This is a genomic window from Streptomonospora mangrovi, from assembly GCF_027604915.1.
GTDB classification, from domain to species: domain Bacteria; phylum Actinomycetota; class Actinomycetes; order Streptosporangiales; family Streptosporangiaceae; genus Streptomonospora; species Streptomonospora mangrovi.
Genome location: NZ_JAJAQC010000005.1, coordinates 62,282 through 80,827 on the forward strand (window position 1 = coordinate 62,282; position 18,546 = coordinate 80,827).

General features: G+C 75.4%; 15 protein-coding genes and 1 tRNA gene. 5 read left to right on the forward strand and 11 right to left on the reverse strand.

Annotation, left to right across the window (positions count from 1 at the left end; translation table 11 throughout):
* Positions 1–162 precede the first annotated feature (162 nt).
* Entirely contained in the window at positions 163–687 is a 525-nt protein-coding gene (locus LG943_RS04350) for a hypothetical protein (RefSeq protein ID WP_270070852.1), read from the reverse strand.
* A 751-nt stretch (positions 688–1,438) separates the two neighbouring features.
* Between LG943_RS04350 and LG943_RS04355 the strand changes: the two genes are divergently transcribed.
* Both LG943_RS04355 and LG943_RS04360 read left to right on the forward strand, forming a co-directional pair.
* On the forward strand, positions 1,439–2,131 hold the full coding sequence (locus tag LG943_RS04355; protein WP_270070853.1) for a hypothetical protein: 693 nt from the start codon (positions 1,439–1,441) through the stop codon (positions 2,129–2,131).
* A gap of 116 nt (positions 2,132–2,247) precedes the next feature.
* Positions 2,248–2,637: a hypothetical protein gene (locus tag LG943_RS04360; RefSeq protein WP_270070854.1), complete on the forward strand. Its 390-nt coding sequence runs from the start codon at positions 2,248–2,250 to the stop codon at positions 2,635–2,637.
* A gap of 432 nt (positions 2,638–3,069) precedes the next feature.
* Here the strand turns inward: LG943_RS04360 and LG943_RS04365 are convergent, their stop codons facing one another.
* Entirely contained in the window at positions 3,070–3,327 is a 258-nt protein-coding gene (locus tag LG943_RS04365; protein ID WP_270070855.1) for a hypothetical protein, read from the reverse strand.
* A 396-nt stretch (positions 3,328–3,723) separates the two neighbouring features.
* On the opposite strand from LG943_RS04365, the gene LG943_RS04370 reads away from it, so the two are divergent.
* On the forward strand, positions 3,724–4,575 hold the full coding sequence (locus tag LG943_RS04370) for an exonuclease domain-containing protein (RefSeq protein ID WP_270070856.1): 852 nt from the start codon (positions 3,724–3,726) through the stop codon (positions 4,573–4,575).
* Positions 4,576–4,744: 169 nt separating this feature from the next.
* Positions 4,745–4,906, forward strand: coding sequence for a hypothetical protein (locus LG943_RS04375; RefSeq protein ID WP_270070857.1), 162 nt, complete (start codon positions 4,745–4,747; stop codon positions 4,904–4,906).
* A gap of 57 nt (positions 4,907–4,963) precedes the next feature.
* Here the strand turns inward: LG943_RS04375 and LG943_RS04380 are convergent, their stop codons facing one another.
* Positions 4,964–6,244, reverse strand: a complete 1,281-nt coding sequence (locus LG943_RS04380; RefSeq protein ID WP_270070858.1) for a carbohydrate kinase family protein — start codon at positions 6,242–6,244, stop codon at positions 4,964–4,966.
* A gap of 91 nt (positions 6,245–6,335) precedes the next feature.
* Here LG943_RS04380 and LG943_RS04385 point away from each other — a divergent pair, with 91 nt between their 5' ends.
* Positions 6,336–7,715 (forward strand): 6-phospho-beta-glucosidase, encoded by a 1,380-nt coding sequence (locus LG943_RS04385; RefSeq protein ID WP_270070859.1) that lies wholly within the window; start codon positions 6,336–6,338, stop codon positions 7,713–7,715.
* A gap of 66 nt (positions 7,716–7,781) precedes the next feature.
* Here the strand turns inward: LG943_RS04385 and LG943_RS04390 are convergent, their stop codons facing one another.
* From LG943_RS04390 to topA, 8 genes are all read right to left on the reverse strand, one after another.
* Positions 7,782–7,970, reverse strand: a complete 189-nt coding sequence (locus LG943_RS04390) for a hypothetical protein (RefSeq protein WP_270070860.1) — start codon at positions 7,968–7,970, stop codon at positions 7,782–7,784.
* Between the two features lie 5 nt (positions 7,971–7,975).
* On the reverse strand, positions 7,976–8,377 hold the full coding sequence (locus LG943_RS04395; RefSeq protein ID WP_270070861.1) for a helix-turn-helix domain-containing protein: 402 nt from the start codon (positions 8,375–8,377) through the stop codon (positions 7,976–7,978).
* Positions 8,378–8,923: 546 nt separating this feature from the next.
* On the reverse strand, positions 8,924–9,274 hold the full coding sequence (locus tag LG943_RS04400) for a hypothetical protein (RefSeq protein ID WP_270070862.1): 351 nt from the start codon (positions 9,272–9,274) through the stop codon (positions 8,924–8,926).
* A 145-nt stretch (positions 9,275–9,419) separates the two neighbouring features.
* Positions 9,420–9,492: transfer RNA gene (locus tag LG943_RS04405), tRNA-Thr, on the reverse strand.
* Positions 9,493–9,585: 93 nt separating this feature from the next.
* Positions 9,586–11,112, reverse strand: a complete 1,527-nt coding sequence (locus tag LG943_RS04410; protein ID WP_408648545.1) for an alpha/beta hydrolase — start codon at positions 11,110–11,112, stop codon at positions 9,586–9,588.
* A gap of 169 nt (positions 11,113–11,281) precedes the next feature.
* The gene (locus LG943_RS04415) at positions 11,282–12,463 is read right to left on the reverse strand and encodes a DNA polymerase III subunit delta' (RefSeq protein WP_270070863.1); all 1,182 of its coding nucleotides are present in this window, start codon (positions 12,461–12,463) and stop codon (positions 11,282–11,284) included.
* A 194-nt stretch (positions 12,464–12,657) separates the two neighbouring features.
* Complete coding sequence (tmk, locus tag LG943_RS04420; RefSeq protein WP_270070864.1) at positions 12,658–15,078, reverse strand: dTMP kinase; 2,421 nt, start codon at positions 15,076–15,078, stop codon at positions 12,658–12,660.
* A 618-nt stretch (positions 15,079–15,696) separates the two neighbouring features.
* Complete coding sequence (topA, locus tag LG943_RS04425) at positions 15,697–18,519, reverse strand: type I DNA topoisomerase (RefSeq protein WP_270070865.1); 2,823 nt, start codon at positions 18,517–18,519, stop codon at positions 15,697–15,699.
* Positions 18,520–18,546: the final 27 nt, after the last annotated feature.

Here is an 18,546-nt window from a genome sequence, read left to right on the forward strand (position 1 = left end):
CCGCCGAAACACGTGTCCGCGCGGCGGTCGGGGGAGCCGTCCGGCGGCCGGGCCGGGGTCGGGCGCCCGATAGCGGGATGGTCGGACGTCCTTCGCCCGGGGGCGGTGCGGGAACGCGGGCCGGGCGGCGGGGCCGGCCCGGCGCCAGGGCCGGGTGCGGGGTCAGGAGCGGTGGCGCTCCACGAGTCTTCGGACGTCGGCGTCGTCCAGGGCCTCGGGTCTGCCCAGGATGTGCCGCACGGCGTCGCGCGGGCGCGCCACCAGCACGCGGCCCAGCCGCACCACCGGCTCCGGCAGGCGGCCGGTGACCAGGACCACCGGGACCACCTCGGTGCCCAGGACGCGCTCCTGGCGGGCGGCGTGGGCGGCGGCGCGTTCGGCGACCCGCTCGGCGGGGACTCCCCCGATGCGGCGGCTCGGCGACACGGGGTCGAGCCGCGCGAAGACGAGGTAGACGCCGCCGGGGCCGACCGCCAGGTAGCGGTGGGGGCCGTCGCGCAGCAGGCGGTAGCCGGCGCCGCGCAGCGACCGCAGGGAGCGGGCGCCGTCGGCGCGGGGGACGGTGTCCAGCAGCACATAGGTCAGCAGGGTCAAGCCCGCCACGAGCACGCCGGCCCGCCAGTCGAGGAAGCCCGCCGCCATCACCCCCAAGGCGGCCGCGACGGCGCCCCGGACGGCGAACCGCACCACCCGGGCGCCGGGCGCGGCGGAGGATGCCCCGGTTGACCCGGGCCGGCTGTGGCCCCCGCCCCCCAACGATCACCTCCGGCGCGATCCTCATCGGCAGACGCCCGCTCAGACCTGTGTTCAGCGCGCGGTTTTGGTCCCTGGCGGTTTCTTATGCCATCACCGAAACCCTCGGTATCGCAACGCGTTTGCCGAAATTTGGTCCGGACAGATCCCTGTATTCCGGGCACCGACCGAGGCCCTCGACCTCCACTCCCACCCGGTGCCACGACGATCGGGTGGCAGCGCCGGACCGGTGCCTGCAACGGGCGGGTGGGTGAGGGCGGTCTCGGGCGGAGGGGTTGGCTTGACATGGGGCGGCGGGGCTGATCTGCTGTGACGCATGCATCCGCGCACCCTTTCGGTTCGATCCACCATGGCTCGCAGCGCCGTCGGCGCTCGCCGTGTGGTCGGTGCGCCGTGCCTGTGTTGCTGTCCGCGCTGCCGCGACTGCCGCTGATCCCAGCGGTGCGCTAGGCGCCGCGCCCTCGGGGCGTGGGCGCGTGCACCGCGTCCCGCTTCCTTTTTTCCGGGTCCCCGGCTTCCGCGCCGCCGCGTCGTCTGCCTCCGGCCGCCCCGCTTTGTGCGCTCTGCTTCACGGTGGCCGGTGCCGACGCGCTGATGCGCGGACCCGAGCCGGTCGGCCCTTCTCCGACTCCGCGCCGCCGGTTCCCGCGTGTCCGGCGCCGCCCAGCCTGAAGGACCTCGACTCATGTCCTACGACGCCGCCACCGCGACCGCCGCCGCGAGCACCACGGCCACCTCCACCGCGACCGCCACCGCGACCGCCGCCGCGACGAGCACGCTCGGCCGCTCCTCACGCGCCCTCGACCGCACCGCTCTCACGGTCGTGGTGCCGATGGTGCCCAGCCTGCCCGTCACCGACCCCGCGCCGACCCCGGCGCCCGCGTCCCCGGCCGCGCGGCCCGCCCCCGCCGCGCCGTCGCCCGATGGCATCGGCGACATCGTCTCGGCCGGGGAGGCGTCGCCCTACCCCCACCTGCGCACCCGCCCCGCGCCCACGGTCGGGCGCCTGGTCTCCGCCGCGCGAGCGGCGGCCGACGCGCTGGAGCGGCACGCGCTGTGGCCGCAGCGGCACGGGCGCTGGCAGCCGGGGCCGCGTCCGGCGCGGCGCGGGGCGACCGGGCCGATGCGGGTGACCTCGCTCGTCCTGGCGCCGGGGGCCGCCGCCGACCTGCCCGCCCGGGGCGCGCGGCACGGGTCCGCCCTGCGGATCGCGCGCGGCCGGGTGCGCGTGGAGGCGCCGGGCGGCCGCGCGGCGGCATCGGCACCGGCCCGCGACCTGGAGTCCGGCCGCACCCGCGTGCTCGGCTCGACCGGCCGGTACCGGGTGGTCAACACCGGGAGCGAACCCGCGCTGCTCGTCCGCGTCAGCGGCCGCTGACACCCACGCGCCCTCGCCCGCGAACCCGCTTCGCCGCCGCGCCGACCGAGAGCCCGGGGAGCGACTGGGGACGATTCAGACCTTCGCCCCATCGAACGTTTGTACTACTGTCGGGTATGCTGGATTGCATGCCTGACCAGCAGTTATCTCCGGATTGGCCGGAGAGCGTGCATCCGCCGGGCTCGGAGTCGTTCGAGCAGACCGCCACCGTGTGGCTGTTCGACCAGGTGCCCGCCGACTACCGGCTGCACGGCGTTCTGCGCCGACACCCGGTCGCGCTCTCGCGGCTGGCGCGGCAGCATGTGGCGTCCACTCTGGAGGGCGCCCGCCAGGGGTACCGCACCGCACGCGTGGACCTGCGCGACCACCTTCCGCCGCACGCCCTCGACCAGGTGATGAACGCCTACCAGGCCGAGGGCAAGCGGATGGCGGCCGTCCTCCGGGCGATCGAGGCGGTCGACGACGCCCTGCGGGCGGCGGCGGGAGGCCCGGCGGCCTCGGCCTGAGCGGCTCCCCTCCGCCCGGTGCTGCTGGGCGGCGGCCGCCGACGGCACCCCGCCGACCACCACCTGGCAGCGCCGACGCCGCCACGCACGCGCGGGGCGCGCCCGCCCCTCTCGGCGCGGACACGCCCCGCGATGAACTCGCGACGACCCCCTTCGCAGACGGCCCGCCGCCAACGACCGCCGCAGGCGGCCCCTCGCGCGCGAACCGCCCCAGCGCGGCACCGGCGCGGACGGCCTCCCCGCCCGGGTGCGCCACCCTCGGGATACAGGGATACCGGGGTACAGATGTCGGCGGCGGCGCCGCTCCGGCGCCGTCCGCCTCGGGCGGTCTCGGCGATCTCAACGGTCTCGGGCGGCCTCAGCTAGACCCGGCTGGTCCCGGGCGGTGGGGCGGTGCCCCGCGCCCGCCGTCCCGTTCCCCGCGTGCCGCCCCTACTCGACCTGGCCCTCCGGTGAGGGCGCCTCGACCGGCCCCGGGGTGACGTCGTCGGTGGCGACCGGGCTCTCCCCCTCCTGCCTGAGGCGCTCGACCTCGACGCGGATCGCGTACTCGGCGGCGTCCACCGCCGCGCGGGCGGTGATGGCGTTGGTGTGCGCCCGTTCCAGCTCGCCCAGGGCGATGCAGTCGAACGACACGCGGGCGTCGTGGATGGCGGCCTCCAGTTGGCGTCCCGCTTCATCCAGGCTCATGGTCTCCCCTTCTCTGCGTTCGCGTCCGCTCGGCCGCGACGTTCGGGTTCCGGGTGCTCCATGCGCGAATCCACCGGGAGGAACCGCGCGTTACGGGTGTCTACCCACGTGACGGGGGCTCATGTCGCCGTCCTCCGCCCCGCCCGCTCCGCCGAACCCCTGACCTGCGTTTTCACCCCTCACGCGCTCCCCACACGCCCCCCGCACAGCGCGCACCGCCCCCGCGCCGCCGTCCCCGCCCCTTCCCCTTCCCCTCCCCCGCGCCTCCGCCTCTCCCGCGCCCGGCGCGGCGACCCGCCGCCACCCCCTCCGGCGTGCGGGAATCCCCTGAGCTGCGCGGGATCGTCAGTGCCCGCCGCTAGCATGACCGGGACTCGTAGAAAGCAGGGGGACACCATGCGCAACCGCTACCCGGGCACCTGTACCAACTGCGGCGCCTCCGTCGAGGCCGAGGCCGGGGTCGTCCTCAAGCAGGACGGCCGGTGGCGCACCTACTGCGCCGAGCACGAGCCGCGCCCCACTCCCCCTCCGCGCGCCGACCACCTCGGCTGGCACACCGGCGCCCTCGCCGGCTTCGACTGCGAGACCTCCTCCCGCGACCCCCGCGAGGCGTTCCTCGTCTCGGCCGCCATGGTCGACTCCTCCGGCACCGCGCGCACCTGGCTGGTCGACCCCGGCGACCGCCGCATCCCCGACGACGCCATCGCCGTCCACGGCATCACCAACGAACGCGCCCGCGCCGAGGGCATGCCCGCCGTCAAAGCGCTGGAGGAGATCGCCGAGGCCGTCTGCACCCACCTGCTCGCCCAGCGCGGGCTCGTCATCTTCAACGCCCCCTTCGACCTCCGGGTCCTGGCGGGCGAACTCCAGCGGCACGACCTCCCGCCGCTGACCGAGCGGCTCAGCGGCGCCGCGCCGGCGCCGATCATCGACCCCCTGGTCATCGACCGCGGCGCCGACCCCTACCGCCGGGGGCCGCGCAACCTCTCGGCCATGTGCGAGTTCTACGGGGTCGACCTCCACGACGCCCACACCGCCCACGGCGACGCCTCGGCGTGCCTGGCCCTGGCGTGCGAGATCGGCGCCCGCCGCCCCGAGATCGCCGCGTTGGACCTGCCCGTGCTGCACCAGCGCCAGGTCGAGTGGGCCGCGGCCTACGCGCGCGACCGCCAGGAGTGGCTCGACAGACGCCGCCCCGGCCACGGCACGGTCGTGGACGGCACCTGGCCCTACTCCCACACCGACTGACCCGCCCACCGGCCCGCCGCCGCGCCCGCCCGGAACCCCCGCCGGGCGCGTGCCCCGGCGGCGACGCGGAAAGCCGCCAACGCCCAGGTGGCGGGCGTCTTCCGCATGCGCGGCGGGGCGCGGGGTAGCGGATGCGGGGTCCGTACCCCGAGTGGTGAAGGAGTCCGCCGTGCTCCGCCTGGTCCTCATCCTGCTGGCGATCTGGCTCGTCCTGGCGATCCTGGGCGCGGTCGTCCGGGGCCTCATCTGGCTGACCGTGCTGGCGGCCGTCCTCTTCGTCGTCACCGCCGCGTGGGGCTGGTGGCAGCGCCGCCGCGGCGCGGCCCGCTGACTCCCGGCCGGGCACCCGCCGGCGGCCGGCCGCGCGGGCAGCCGGCGGCGCCGGCGGCTAGTTGCGCAGGCCGATGGTGGCGCTGGCGCGGCGGCGGTCGGTGGGCAGCCACGGCAGCGGCACCAGGTCGGCCAGGAACCCGTAGTCGCGCGCCAGCCGCCGGTCGGCCTCGCCGCGACCGGCGTGGACGCTGCCCCACCAGGCGGCGATGTCGGCCCAGCCCGGCGCCGACAGCGAACCGCCGGTGTGCTGGAGCGACAGCGCCGCCGCCAGGTTGGCGAAGCGCAGCCGCCGTTCCAGCGGCCAGTTCGCCAGCGTGCCGACGATGAACGCCGCGCCGAACACGTCGCCGGCGCCGGTGGTGTCGATGGCCTCCAGCACCAGCCCCTCGACCTCGGCCGACTCCCCCGTGCACTGGTCCACCGCGAGCGCGCCGCGCGGGCCGTCGGTGACCACCGCCACCGGCACGTACTCCGCCAGCGCCGACAGCGCCGAGGCGGGGCTGCCGGTGCGGGTGTAGGACATCGCCTCGATCGCGTTGGGCATGAACGCGTGGCAGTGCCGCAGTTGCTCCAGCACCGAACCGCTCCAGGCCCCGCTGTCGTCCCAGCCGACGTCGGCGAAGATCCGCGCCCCGTGCTCGGCCTGCTCCCGCGCCCACGCCGGCACCCCGTGGTCCTCGTCCAGGCTGACGAAGGCCGCGCGCGCCCGGGGCAGCGCGCATGCCATCTCCTCCTGCGGCACCGGCGAGGGGTGCTCGTGGGTCACCATGCTGCGGTCGCCCCGGTAGGCCAGGGAGACGGTGAACGGCGAGTGCCAGTGCGGGATGCGCCGCGACGCCGACAGGTCCACCCGCTCCTGGGTCTCCAGGGTCTCCCACACGAAGTCGCCGTAGACGTCCTCGCCGAAGGCGGCGGCGACCGCCGTGCGCAGGCCCAGCCGCGAGGCCGCCACCGCGAGGTTGGCCACCCCGCCCGGGCAGGAGCCCATGCCCTCGGCGCCGACCTCGGTGCCCGAGGCGGGCGGCGCGGCCAGGCCGGTGAGCACGATGTCGAAGAAGACCGTGCCGCTGAGCGCGAGGTCGATCGCGGGGTCGTCGGCCTCGCGGTTGCCGGCGAGGACGTCGTGGGGCTTGCCCACCAGCGGCGTCGACTCCAGCTTGCCGCTGGCCTTCCCCGAGGGGTGCGGCTTGCCCGGCCGGTGCGCCGTGCCCGCCCGGCGGGCCCGGCCCGCCTCGCCGCCCGCCTGCCCGTCCACGGGTGTGTGCGCGTCCACCGCCATGGTCATCCCCGCAATCGCCGGCCCCGGTACCTGTGTCCAGGTGTGCAGGTTACGCAAGTCGGACCCTCCTGGCACACCCGCGCCGCCCGCACCCGTGGGCACACTACGGTGATCATGACGGCGCCACCGGCGGAAAGGAGACACGAAGGTGCGGCTGGCGATTCTGGGCGGCGGCGGGTTCCGGGTGCCCCTGGTGCACCGCGCGCTGCTGGCCGACACCCTGCGGGGCGGCGCCGTGGTGACCGAGGTGGTGCTGCACGACACCGACGGGCACCGGCTGCGCGGTATCGGCGCGGTGCTGGAGCGCCAGCGCGACGCGCACCGCGCCGCGCACGGCGAGCCGCCGCTGGCGGTGCGCGTCGAGACCGACCTGGGCCGGGCGGTCGAGGGCAGCGGGGTCGTCTTCTCGGCCGTGCGGGTGGGGGCGATGGCGGGCCGCGTCAGCGACGAGCGCGTGGCGCTGGCCGCCGGGGTGCTCGGGCAGGAGACGGTCGGGGCGGGCGGGATCAGCTACGGGCTGCGCACCGTGCCGGTGGCCGAGCGCATCGCCCGCACCGTCGCCGAGCGGGCGCCCGACGCGTGGGTCGTCAACTTCACCAACCCGGCCGGGCTGGTCACCGAGGCGATGTCGGCGGTGCTGGGCGACCGCGTCATCGGCATCTGCGACTCCCCGGTTGGCCTGGGCCGGCGGGCGGCCCGCGCGCTGGGGCTCGACCCCGCCCGGGTCGAACTGGACTACGCGGGCCTCAACCACCTGGGGTGGCTGCGCGGGCTGCGCAGCGGCGGGCGCGACCTGCTGCCCGACCTGCTGGCCGACACCGCCGCGCTGGAGTCGTTCGAGGAGGGGCGGCTGTTCGGCGCGGAGTGGCTGCGCGCGCTGGGCGCGCTGCCCAACGAGTACCTGCACTACTACTACTGGGCGCGCGAGGCGGCGGCGGAGGCGGCGGCCGGCGCGGAGCGCGGTCGCACGCGCGGCGAGGAGCTGGCAGAGCAGCAGCGCGGGTTCTACCGGGAGGCGGCCGAGCGGCCGGAGGCGGCGCTGGAGCTGTGGGAGCGGGCGCGGCTGGAGCGCGAGCGGGGCTACATGGCCGACAACCGGCGGACGGCGGGCGGCTTGCAGCGGGCCGAGGAGGACCTGGCGGGCGGCGGCTACGAGGAGGTCGCGCTGGCGGTGATGCGCGCGGTGGCGCTGGACGAAACCGCGCGGCTGGTGCTGGACGTGCGCAACCGGGGCGCGCTCGCCGGCCTGGACGACGACGCGGTGGTCGAGGTGCCCTGCGTGGTCGACGCCAACGGCGCGCGGCCGCTGACGGTGGCGCCGCTGAGCGGCCACCAGCTCGGCCTGGTCCAGACGGTGAAGGGGGTGGAGCGCGACGTGCTGGCGGCGGTGCGCACGGGGTCGCGGGCGCGGGCGCTGCGGGCGTTCGCCACCCACCCGCTGGTGGGGTCGGTAGGGACCGCGCGCACCCTGCTGGAGGGCTACCTGGCGGCGTTCCCCGGGCTGCGAGAGGTGCTCCACCGCCCCTGACCGGGAACGGCACAGGCGGCGGCCGCCCGGAGGGGGACCGGACGGCCGCCGGAACTGGGTGAGCGGTCAGCGCTCGCTGCCGCGGCCGCCGCCGCGCGGGCGGTCGAGTCGGTCGATCGCCGCGCGCAGCGCGCCCAACTCGTCCTGGCGGCGGCGTTCGACCGCCACGGCGGAGTCGACGCGCATGCGGTGCAGGATGAGCAGGTAGGCCGCCGCCGGGGCGGCGGCGATCAGCACCTCGGTCATCGTCGTCATGCCCATCACGCCCGTTCGTCGGCCGGGTGGGCGGCGGCGGCCGCGCGCGCCTGGCGCTCGATGTAGGACTGGAGGGCGCGCCATTCGATGCGGCGGTTGCGCCGGATCTTCACCGAGGCGAGGTCGCCGTCGGCGATCAGCTCGCGCACCGTGCGCACGGAGACGTTCAGCGCGCAGGCGGTGTCGGCGACGGTCAGCAGCCACTGCGGGTGCTCGCCGTCGCGGCAGACGTAGACGGGCGCGTTGGGGCCGGAGCCGAAGAAATGGTAGGAGCGGCCCCGCCCGGAATCCGCGGCGCCGGGGCCGTGACCAGCGCCGTCGGCGGGGTCGGCGGCATTCCGGTGCGCGGTTCGGGTTCCCTCGGACTGAGCGGGAATGTTATCCTGGTTGTCGAACGTGTTTGACATGTATCCTTTTCCGGGCATTCGTGTTGAACGGTTCACTCCCCGGCTCTGGTGTGCCAGCACCAAGGCCGGGGTTTTTTCGTTCTCGGGCAGAAGAGCGACGAAGGAACGTAGCTCATTCGTACTTGAGAAGGCGAAAACACCGGCGGGAAAATCCCGCGTTTCCTGAGGTGGGTCCGGGCGAGCGGGCGGGCGCCTGGGGCGCTGCGCGCGGCCGAGGAGTCGTGAATCGCGTGCTCCTCCAGCCCGGTACAGCGAGATTACAGGATGATCACCGGCGGAGCAATCCACCGTCTGCCGTACCCAGCAGGCATCTTGATCAACTCCGCTGAAACGCGCTTTCGTGCACGTCAGCGCACAATCCCGCCGTTTCAACGGCGCACCGACCCGGGGAAATTCCGGTTTGCGATGAAGATGCCCGAAGCTACTCCCACGTCACCACAAAAACGGACAGGGGAGGTGAAATTTTTTCGGTGAAATGAATTCAATTACCGCTGCGGACGGCGTGTCGCGGCGGTCGCGGTCGGCCCTCACCGTCGCGGGCGGCCCTCACGGGCGGCCGGTGGCACGGATCCGCCGCACGATCCGCTCGGCGCCCTCCTCGTCGGCGCCGGTGGCGTCGCGCACCGCGCCGACCGCCTCGTTGCCGCGCCCCTCGGCGAGCAGCGCGCGCACCCGCTCCAGCGCATCCGCCGACAGCGGCACCGCCGGCGCACCCGGCTCCTCCAGCAGGGTGTAGCCGCCCGGAGGCGGCACGGCCCCGGCCTCCACGGCCGGCGCGGCGGCCCCGCCCTCCTCGACCGCGGCGGCCGAGCCCCGCAGCCGAGCGGTCACCCAGGTCCCCAGCCCCAGCACGGCCACCGCGCCCAGCAGGGCCAGCAGCATCATCAGCAGGCTCATACCGGGCCTGTACCCACGTCGGCCCACATCAGCCCCGCCGAGCCCGGCGGACACACCACGGGCCGGACCCGCCCCAAGGATCGTCGGCCACCGCATTGGCCCCCCATGCAAAACGCCGCCCCCGTCGGGGGCGGCGTTTGCGCTGAGCCGCCTGTCGGAATCGAACCGACGACCTATTCATTACGAGTGAATCGCTCTACCGACTGAGCTAAGGCGGCACTGCCCCGACCAGCGGGGCGTGCCCAGTCTAACGTGTTCCGGCGGCGGGGCGGTACACGGATTCGTGGGCCGCAGGCCGGTGCGGGCACGGGTTATTCGGGGCAGACGGTGCCGTGCTCAGGCGGCTCGGCGTGGAGGAGGTAGGTGTCGACGGCGGAGTCGACGCAGGGGTTGCCTTGGAGGTAGGCGGTGTGGCCGTCGCCCTCGCGGGTGAGCAGGACGCCGGAGTCGAGGTCGTCGGCCAACGCCTCGGCCCAGGCGTGGGGGGTGGCGTTGTCGCGCGTGGTGCCCACCACCAGGATGGGCGCGGCCCCGGGGGCGTCCAGCGGCTCGGGGTCGGCCACGGCGTCGCGGGGCCAGTAGGCGCAGGTGAGGGCGCCCCAGGTGAGGCCGGCGCCGAAGACCGGCGCGGCGTCCTCGGCGGAGGCGGCGGCCTCGGTGTAGGCGTCGACGTCGCGCGGGGCGGGGCGGTCGGAGCAGTTCACCGCCACCAGCGCCGAGGTGTAGTTGGCGTAGTGGTCGGGGTCGTCGCGGTTGTAGAGGTCGCCGGCCAGCCGCAGGAGCGCGGTGCCGTCGCCGTCGAAGGCGTCGGCCAGGGCGGTGCTCAGCCGAGGCCAGTAGGACTCGCTGTAGAGCGCCGAGAGCACGCCCAGCTCCAGCCACGAGCGGCGGGCCTCCAGGCCGTCGCCGAGGTCGTTGCGCAGGGGGCTGCGCCCGGCGGTGGCGAGCAGGTCCTCGACGCGCTCGACGGCGTCGTCGACGGAGTCGCCGCGACCGCCCAGCGGGCAGTCGGGGAGGTCCAGGCAGTGGGCGGCGAACGCGCGCAGCGCGGTCTCGGAGCCCTCGGCCTGCTGCATGCCGAGGTCGACCACGTCCAGGGAGGGGTCCATGGCGCCGTCGAGGACCAGCGCCCGCACGCGGTCGGGGAACCGGTCGGCGTAGTGGGCGCCGAGGTAGGTGCCGTAGGACTTGCCGAGGTAGGTCAGGCGGTCGTCGCCCAGGGCGGAGCGCAGGACGTCCATGTCGCGGGCGACGGCGGCGGTGCCCATGTGGCCCATCAGGTCGCCGGCGCGGTCGCGGCAGCCGGCGACGAACCCGCGGTTGACGGCGACGAGTTCGGCCACCCCGGAGTCGGTGAGTTCGGCGGGGTCGGAGTCGCCGTCGCGGCTGAGGTAGTCGACGCCGAGGTAGTCGTCCATGCCCGAGGGGTCCAGGCAGGTGATCGGCGCGCTGCGGCCGACCCCGCGCGGGTCGAAGCCGACCACGTCGAAGCGGTCGCGGACCTCGGCGCTGATGGCGCGGGGCGCCGCGCCGGCGTAGTCGAAGCCCGAGCCGCCCGGCCCGCCCGGGTTCACGACCAGGGAGCCCTGGGGATCGCCCGAGGCGGCGGGCAGGCGGCGCACCGCGATGTCCAGCCGGGCGCCGCCGGGGTCGGAGTAGTCGAGCGGGACCTCGAAGGTGCCGCACTCGAAGCCGTCGCCGCAGTCGGACCAGGAGATCTCCTGGCCGTAGAAGGCGGACAGCCGGCCGCCGCCGGGGGTGTCCTCCGATGGGCCGGGGCGGTCGGGGCCGCCGCAGCCCGCCAGCGCCGTACCCAGCAGCACCGCCGACACCACCACCGCGGCGGCCGCACGCCGAACGCCCGCGCCGCGCGAGCCCCGCCGCGCCGCGGGTTTGACCGCCGTTCCCGTGTCCACGCCGCAACCCTAGCCGCGCCGCGCCGGCCCGTGCGCCGGTTGTCCACAGGCGGTGGAAACCGCCCGGCCCCGGCCGGGCGGGGGCCGGGGATCAGCCCTGGTACAGGGCTGCGGTCATGGCCTCCATGGCGATCTGCGGGTGCACGTTGGCCGCGATGCGGGCGCGGCAGGCCATGACGGCGTCGATGCGGCGCAGCGTGGACTCCGGGGTGGAGGCGCTCGCCACCCGCTGGAGGTCGGCCCGGTGCGCGGCGGTGGACAGCTCCACCCGCGCCCCCACCTGCACGGCCAGCACGTCGCGGTAGAACGCCGCGAGGTCCATCAGCGCGAGGTCGTAGGTGTCGCGCTTGATGCGCGTGGCCCGCCGCTTCTGCTGCTCCTCCAGATCCTTGAGCGCGCCCGCCGCGCCCCGCACGGCCTTGGCCACGCCCTTGCCGGTGGAGCCCTCGCCGAAGGCGGCCTTGAGGTCGGAGCGCTCCTGGTCGTCGAGGCCGGCGGTGGTGGCCTTGGCCTCGGCCTCGGCGAGTTCGTAGAGCCGGGCGGCGGCGGCCACGCACGCGCCGGTGCCGTCCAGCCGCGCCGGGATGCCCAGCACCTCGGCCCGGCGCTCGCGCGCGGCGGGGTCGGTGGCCAACTGCCGGGCGCGCTCGACGTTGCCGGCGGCCGCCCGCGCGGCCTCGGCCGCCTGGCCGGGGTCGACCCCGTGGCGGTTGACCAGCAGGTCCACGACCGCGCCGGTGGGCGGGGTGCGCAGGGTCACCAGGCGGCAGCGCGAGCGGATGGTGACCAGCAGGTCCTCGGCGGTGGGGGTGCACAGCAGCCACACCGTGCGCGGCGAGGGCTCCTCGACCGCCTTGAGCAGGGCGTTGGACGCGGCCTCGGTGGCGCGGTCGGCGTCCTCGAACAGCACGACGCGGAACCGGCCGCCGGTGGGCCGCGACGCGGCGCGCAGCACGAGTTCGCGGGTCTTGTCGACGCCGAAGCTCAGCCCGCTGGGCCGGACGTACAGGACGTCGGGGTGGGTGCCGGCCAGCACCTGGTGGCAGGAGCCGCACCGGCCGCAGCCGGTGTCGGGGGACTCGGGGCACTGGAGGGCGGCGGCGAAGGCGCGCGCGGCCTCGGCGCGGCCCGAGCCCGGCGGGCCGGTGAACAGCCAGGCGTGGGTCATGCCCTCGCCGGCGCCGCCGGCCAGCAGGTGGCCGGCGCCGCGCACGGCACCGCGGAGCTGGTCGACCACGGAGTCCTGGCCGACCAGGTCATCGAAGACGCTCACCCGACCCAGCATAGGCAGTGCCGCCGACACCCCCGCCCGGCGACACCGCGCACCCCCGCCGGCACCGCACGGGCCTCCCCGCTCTCCCCCGGCGCCCGCTCCGCGCCCGGCCCGGATCCGCCCGCCGTCAACGTTCCCGGAAAACGCGGCGGCCGCCGAGGGGCGCACCCCCCGGCGGCCGGTCGACCGCGGCGCTACTCCTTGATCGTGGGCAGCATCCCGGTGATCGCCTCGGCGTCCTTGGGCACCGGGTCGGGCAGGATCGGCCGCAGCCGCCGCTGGATCGCGCGGGTGATCTCCTCGGCCGGCTCGCGGGCGTCCAGCACCAGGTAGCGGGCGGGGTCGCGGTCGGCCAGGTCGCGGAAGCCCTTGCGCACCCGCGCGTGGAACTCCGCCGACTCCGCCTCGATGCGGTCGGTGCTGCCGCCCAGCCGGGCCAGCCCCTCATCCGGCGGGATGTCCAGCAGCACGGTCAGGTCGGGCGCCAGCTCGCCGGTGGCCCACTCGTTGACCCGCTCCACCTCGGCGCGCACCAGGTCGCGCCCGGCGCCCTGGTAGGCCAGCGTGGAGTCGATGTAGCGGTCGCTGATGACGATCGCGCCGCGCCGCAGCGCCGGCAGGATGACCTTGGAGACGTGCTCGGCCCGGTCGGCGGCGTACAGCAGCGCCTCGGCCCGCGCCGACATGCCGGTGTGCTCGCGGTCCAGCAGCAGCGCGCGCAGCCGCATGCCCAGCTTGGTGGAGCCGGGCTCGCGGGTCGAGACGACCTCGAAGCCCTCCTCGCGCAGCCACACCGAGAGCTGCCCCACCTGCGTGGACTTCCCGGCGCCCTCACCGCCCTCCAGGACGATGAACGTGCCCGGCAGCCGCTTCTCCTCGGCGGCGTCGGCCGAGGGCAGCGGCACGCCGCGCAGCGCGGCGAACAGCTCGCGGCGCAGCGGGACCTCGCCGCCGGTGTCCACCCTCCGGGCGCCGAGGAACCCGGCGACCAGGACCGCCACGGCGGCGATCAGCAGCACCGCGCCGGTGCCCAGGAACTCGTAGGTGAGCTCGCCCAGCCGCAGCGAGTGGTCGCCGATGGCGGCGGCCAGCAGCGGCGCGGCCACCATGACCAGCAGCAACTGGGTGCGCGCCACGGCGCTGAGGTAGCCCAGCGTGCGGGTGCGGACGTCGTCCTCCAGCTCCTGGGCCATGAGGGTGAGCCCGGTGACCCAGGAGACGCCGGCCGCCACGCCCGAGGCGGCCACCAGCACCGCCGCCAGGGCCATGTTGGGGATGAGCCCGGTGACCAGCAGCGCGATACCGGAGGCGGCGATGGCCACGCCGAACAGCCGCGCCCGGCTGAGGTGGCGCAGGATGCGCGGCCCGGCCATCATGCCCAGCGCCATGCCCGCGAACGCCGCGCCGAACAGCACGGCGAACCCGGCGTTGCCCGCGCCCAGGCCGTCGGCGTGCACGCGGCCCACGCCCGCCACGGCGGCGACGGCCGGGAACACCCCGGCCATGCCGGTGAGCAGCCCGCGCACCAGCGGCGTGGTGGCGGCGAACCGGCCGCCCTGCCACAGCGTGCGCAGCAGGTTCTCGGGCTGGAAGCGCTCCTTGGCCGGGCGCCGCTCGCCGGGGCCGGGCGGCATTTCGGGGCCCGGCGGGATCTCGGCGCCGGCCGGTACCAGCGGCGCGGTGCGGTCGTCGCCGCCGGCGGCCGGCTGCCCGCCGGTGGTGGCCAGGGGCGCGGTGCGCTCGTTGCTGTCGGCGGCGTGCTCGCCCGTGGTGGCCAGCGGGGCGGTGCGCTCGTTGGCCGCCTGGTCGGTGGTGCGCAGCGGCGTGGTGCGCTCGTTGTCGGGCGGGGGCGCCACCGGGACCTCCCGGGTGGGCGCCGACCCGCTCGGCTTGGGCGCGGCCGTGGGCGGGGTCTCCAGGCTCTCGCGGCGCGCGGCCGGCAGCAGCCACGCCGTCACGGCGGCGGCGACGAACACCACCCCGGCGGCGTACAGCGCGGCGTCGGCCTGCGGGTTGAGGAAGGCGTCGGCGGCGGAATCGGCGGCATCGGTGCTGCCGCCCTGCACCGCCGCGCCGATGAGCCAGCTCACCGATGCCAGCAGCGCGAACAGCGCGGCGGCCACCGGGGCGGCGCCGTAGGCGGTGAGCAGGCCCAGGCGCGCGGCCTGCGGCAGCTTCTTCTTGGGGACCAGGTCGGTGAGGGCGGCGTCCTTGGCCGGGGACCACGCCAGGGCGGCGATCTCGGCGAGGAAGCCGGCGATCAGCAGCCAGTCCAGCCGCCCGGCGATGGGGATGGACAGGTAGAGGAGGCCGCGCAGGGCGTCGGTGGCGACCATGGTCAGGCGCCGGTCGAACCGGTCGGCGAGCAGCCCGCTGAGCGGGCTCAGCAGGACCGGCGGGCCGAGCTTGACGGCGGCGGCGCCCGCGACGGCGAAGGACCGCGTCAGCGGGTCGAGGTCGCGGGTGAGGACCGCGGCCAGCGCGACAAGGGCGAGCAGGCCGAGCCAGTCGCCGAGACTGGAGAGCGACAGCGAGATCCACAGACGGCGGAACGGCTTGATCGCGAGGACACCGCGCGCTTCGCCCGGCGCTCCAAAGGGGGCAGATCTGCTCATAGCGGTGAGGGTATCGACTGTTCTGATACGGGGACGTGGGCTGTGCGACGGCCGAGGCCGGATGGTGCGGCGGCCCGACGGGGCCGGACGGTGCGGCGGCGCCGGGACTCCAGCGCCAGCCTAGTGCGAAACGTGAGGACGGCGGCAGCGCGCTCAGCACGGGCGCGCGGCGCTCGCGGGCGCGGCCGCCCGGATGCGGTACGGCGTTCGCGAACTGTACTGCCGGTGCGGTGCGGGCGCCACCCCACGGCCCGCCGGGCGGACTACGGAGCAGCCCGGCGCGACCCCGCGCGGCACGGGACCTTCGCCCCTGGCGCACGGATCGCCGAAGCGTGACACGGCAGGCTCGGTCGGCCGCCGAGGGCGGGCGGCCGAGCCCGTCCACAGGTGTCCGCACCCTTGACCCGGCCACTCGGCTACCCGGTGCGCGCGACGCACGCCGGGCGCCGCGTGAGGCCGTTGGCCCTGGCAGACGGACCGCCGAGGCGTGACACGGCGGGGACGGCCGGCCGCAGGCGGCGGCCGGCCGGTCACGTGCACAGGTGACCGCACCCCCGACCCGGCCACCCGGCCACCCGGTGCGCGGCGCGCACCCGGTGCGGCGGCGGGAGCCGGGCTCTAGGAGCCCGACCCGCCCTTGGGGGTGCCGTCCTTGGCGCCGGCGCCCGACCGGGCCTTGGCCGCCGGCTTCTTGGTGGTGGCGGCGGGCTTCTTGGCGGTGGTCCGCTTGGCGGGCGCCTTCTTGGCCGGGGCCTTGGCGCGGCGCTCGGCCAGCAGCTCGGCCGCGCGGGCGTCGGTGATCGACTCCACCTCGTCGCCCTTGCGCAGGGAGGCGTTGGTCTCGCCGTCGGTGACGTAGGGCCCGAACCGGCCGTCCTTGATCACCATCGGCTTGCCGGTCTCGGGGTCGTTGCCCAGCTCGCGCAGCGGAGCGGCGGCGGCCGCGCGCCGGCCGCGCTGCTTGGGCTTGGAGAACAGCTCCCGCGCCTCCTCGATGGTGACCGTGAACATCTGCTCCTCGGTCTCCAGCGAGCGGCTGTCGGCGCCCTTGCGCAGGTAGGGGCCGAAGCGGCCGTTCTGCGCGGTGACCTCATCGCCGTCGATCTCGCCGACCACGCGCGGCAGGGACAGCAGCCGCAGCGCGTCCTCCAGCGTGACCGTGTCCAGCGACATCGACTTCAGCAGCGAGGCGGTGCGCGGCTTGGCCTGCGCCTTGGCCTTGGACTTCGCCTTGGTGCCGCCGCCCGTGCCACCGGTGCCGCCCGCGCCGGCGGAGTCGTCGGGCTCCTCCAGCACCTCGGTGACGTAGGGGCCGAACCGCCCGTTGCGGGCGACCACCCGGCGCCCGGTGTCGGGGTCGGTGCCCAGCTCGCGGTCGCCGCTGGGCTGGGCGAACAGCTCCTCGGCCTTCTCGGGGGTCAGCTCGTCGGGCGCGATGTCCTCGGGGATGTTCACCCGCTGGCCGTCGGCCAGGCGCTCCATGTAGGGGCCGTAGCGGCCGACCCGGATGACGATGTCGGTGCCCGCCAGCGGGAAGGAGCTGACCTCCTTGGGGTCGATCTCGCTGAGCTGGTCGCCCACCAGCTCCTTGAGGCCGGTCTCCTCCTCGGCGCCGAAGTAGAAGCGGCGCAGCCAGGGCACGCTCTCGGTCTCGCCGCGCGCGATGTCGTCGAGCATGTCCTCCATGCGCGCGGTGAAGTCGTAGTCGACCAGGTTGCCGAAGTGCCGCTCCAGAAGCTGCACCACCGCGAATGCCAGGAAGGACGGCACCAGCGCCGAGCCCTTCTTGAACACGTAGCCGCGGTCGAGGATGGTGCCGATGATCGAGGCGTAGGTGGAGGGCCGGCCGATCTCGCGGTCCTCCAGCTCCTTGACCAGGCTGGCCTCGGTGTAGCGCGCCGGCGGGCGGGTGCTGTGGCCCTCGGCCTCCAGGCTCTCGGCCTTGAGGGGGTCGCCCTCCTCCACGGGGGGCAGGCGGCGCTCGCGGTCGTCCAGCTCGGCGTTGGGATCGTCGGACCCCTCCACGTACGCCTTGAGGAACCCGTGGAAGCTGATGACCTTGCCGGTGGCGGTGAACTCCGCCACCTCGCCGGCGCTGGAGGTGCCCTCGACCTTCACCGTCACCGACTCGCCCACGGCGTCCTTCATCTGCGAGGCGACGGTGCGCTTCCAGATCAGCTCGTAGAGGCGGAACTCCGCGCCGCTCAGGCCGGTCTCGGCGGGCGTGCGGAAGGAGTCGCCGGCGGGGCGGATGGCCTCGTGAGCCTCCTGGGCGTTCTTCACCTTGCTGGCGTAGACGCGCGGCTGGGCGGGGACGTAGTCGGCGCCGTAGAGCCGGGTGGCCTGGTCGCGGGCCGCGGCCACCGCGCTGTCCGACAGCGTGGTGCTGTCGGTGCGCATGTAGGTGATGAACCCGTTCTCGTACAGCCGCTGGGCCACCTGCATGGTCTGCTTGGAGGACAGGTTGAGCTTGCGCGACGCCTCCTGCTGGAGGGTGGTGGTGCGGAACGGCGCGTAGGGCGAGCGCTTGTAGGGCTTGCTCTCGACCGTGCGGACCGCGAAGTCGCTGCCGTCCAGGCGCCGGACCAGGCCGCGCGCCGCGTCCTCGTCCAGGTGCAGCACGCCCGAGGCCGAGCGCAGCTCGCCGGCGCTGGTGAAGTCGCGGCCCACGGCGACGCGGGCGCCGTCGACCGACACCAGGTGGGCGGCGAAGGCGGCGGGGTCGTCGCCGCTGCCCCGGCCCGACACGGAGTCGAAGACGGCCTTCACGCCCCAGTAGTCGGCGGGGACGAACGCGATCCGCTCGCGCTCGCGCTCCACCACCAGGCGGGTGGCCACCGACTGCACCCGGCCCGCCGACAGCTTGGGCATGACCTTCTTCCACAGGACCGGGGAGACCTCGTAGCCGTAGAGGCGGTCGAGGACGCGCCGGGTCTCCTGGGCGTTGACCAGCCGGAGGTTGAGGTCGCGGGTGTTCTCGGCGGCGCGGCGGATGGCGTCCTTGGTGATCTCGTTGAAGACCATGCGCCGCACGGGGACCTTGGGCTTCAGCTCCTCGCGCAGGTGCCAGGCGATGGCCTCGCCCTCGCGGTCCTCGTCCGTTGCGAGGAACAGCTCGTCGGCCTCGGCCAGAAGCTCCTTGAGGCGCTTGACCTGCGACTTCTTGTCGGAGTTGACGACGTAGAGGGGCTCGAAGTCGTGGTCCACGTCAACGCCGAGCCGCGCCCACGGCTCGCCTTTGTAGCGCGCCGGGATCTCGGCGGCCTTGGTGGGCAGGTCGCGGATGTGGCCGATGCTGGACTCCACGACGTATCCCCGGCCGAGGTAGCCGGCGATGGTCTTCGCCTTGGCGGGCGACTCCACGATGACGAGGCGGTTGCCGCCCCGCCGCTCTGTGTCGTTCGAGCCGTTCCCGCCGGCGCTGCCCTTCTTGGGTGGCACGCTTTTCCCCTACATCTCGCCTTGCGC

What these genes read in the sequence shown, in the direction of transcription:
- LG943_RS04370 (WP_270070856.1), top strand. Translation starts at nt 3,724, where the DNA reads ATGCGCAACCGCTACCCGGGCACCTGTACCAACTGCGGCGCCTCCGTC.
- LG943_RS04400 (WP_270070862.1), bottom strand. Translation starts at nt 9,274, where the DNA reads ATGAGCCTGCTGATGATGCTGCTGGCCCTGCTGGGCGCGGTGGCCGTG.
- LG943_RS04360 (WP_270070854.1), top strand. Translation starts at nt 2,248, where the DNA reads ATGCTGGATTGCATGCCTGACCAGCAGTTATCTCCGGATTGGCCGGAG.
- LG943_RS04365 (WP_270070855.1), bottom strand. Translation starts at nt 3,327, where the DNA reads ATGAGCCTGGATGAAGCGGGACGCCAACTGGAGGCCGCCATCCACGAC.
- LG943_RS04355 (WP_270070853.1), top strand. Translation starts at nt 1,439, where the DNA reads ATGTCCTACGACGCCGCCACCGCGACCGCCGCCGCGAGCACCACGGCC.
- LG943_RS04390 (WP_270070860.1), bottom strand. Translation starts at nt 7,970, where the DNA reads ATGACGACGATGACCGAGGTGCTGATCGCCGCCGCCCCGGCGGCGGCC.
- LG943_RS04395 (WP_270070861.1), bottom strand. Translation starts at nt 8,377, where the DNA reads ATGTCAAACACGTTCGACAACCAGGATAACATTCCCGCTCAGTCCGAG.
- tmk (WP_270070864.1), bottom strand. Translation starts at nt 15,078, where the DNA reads ATGAGCAGATCTGCCCCCTTTGGAGCGCCGGGCGAAGCGCGCGGTGTC.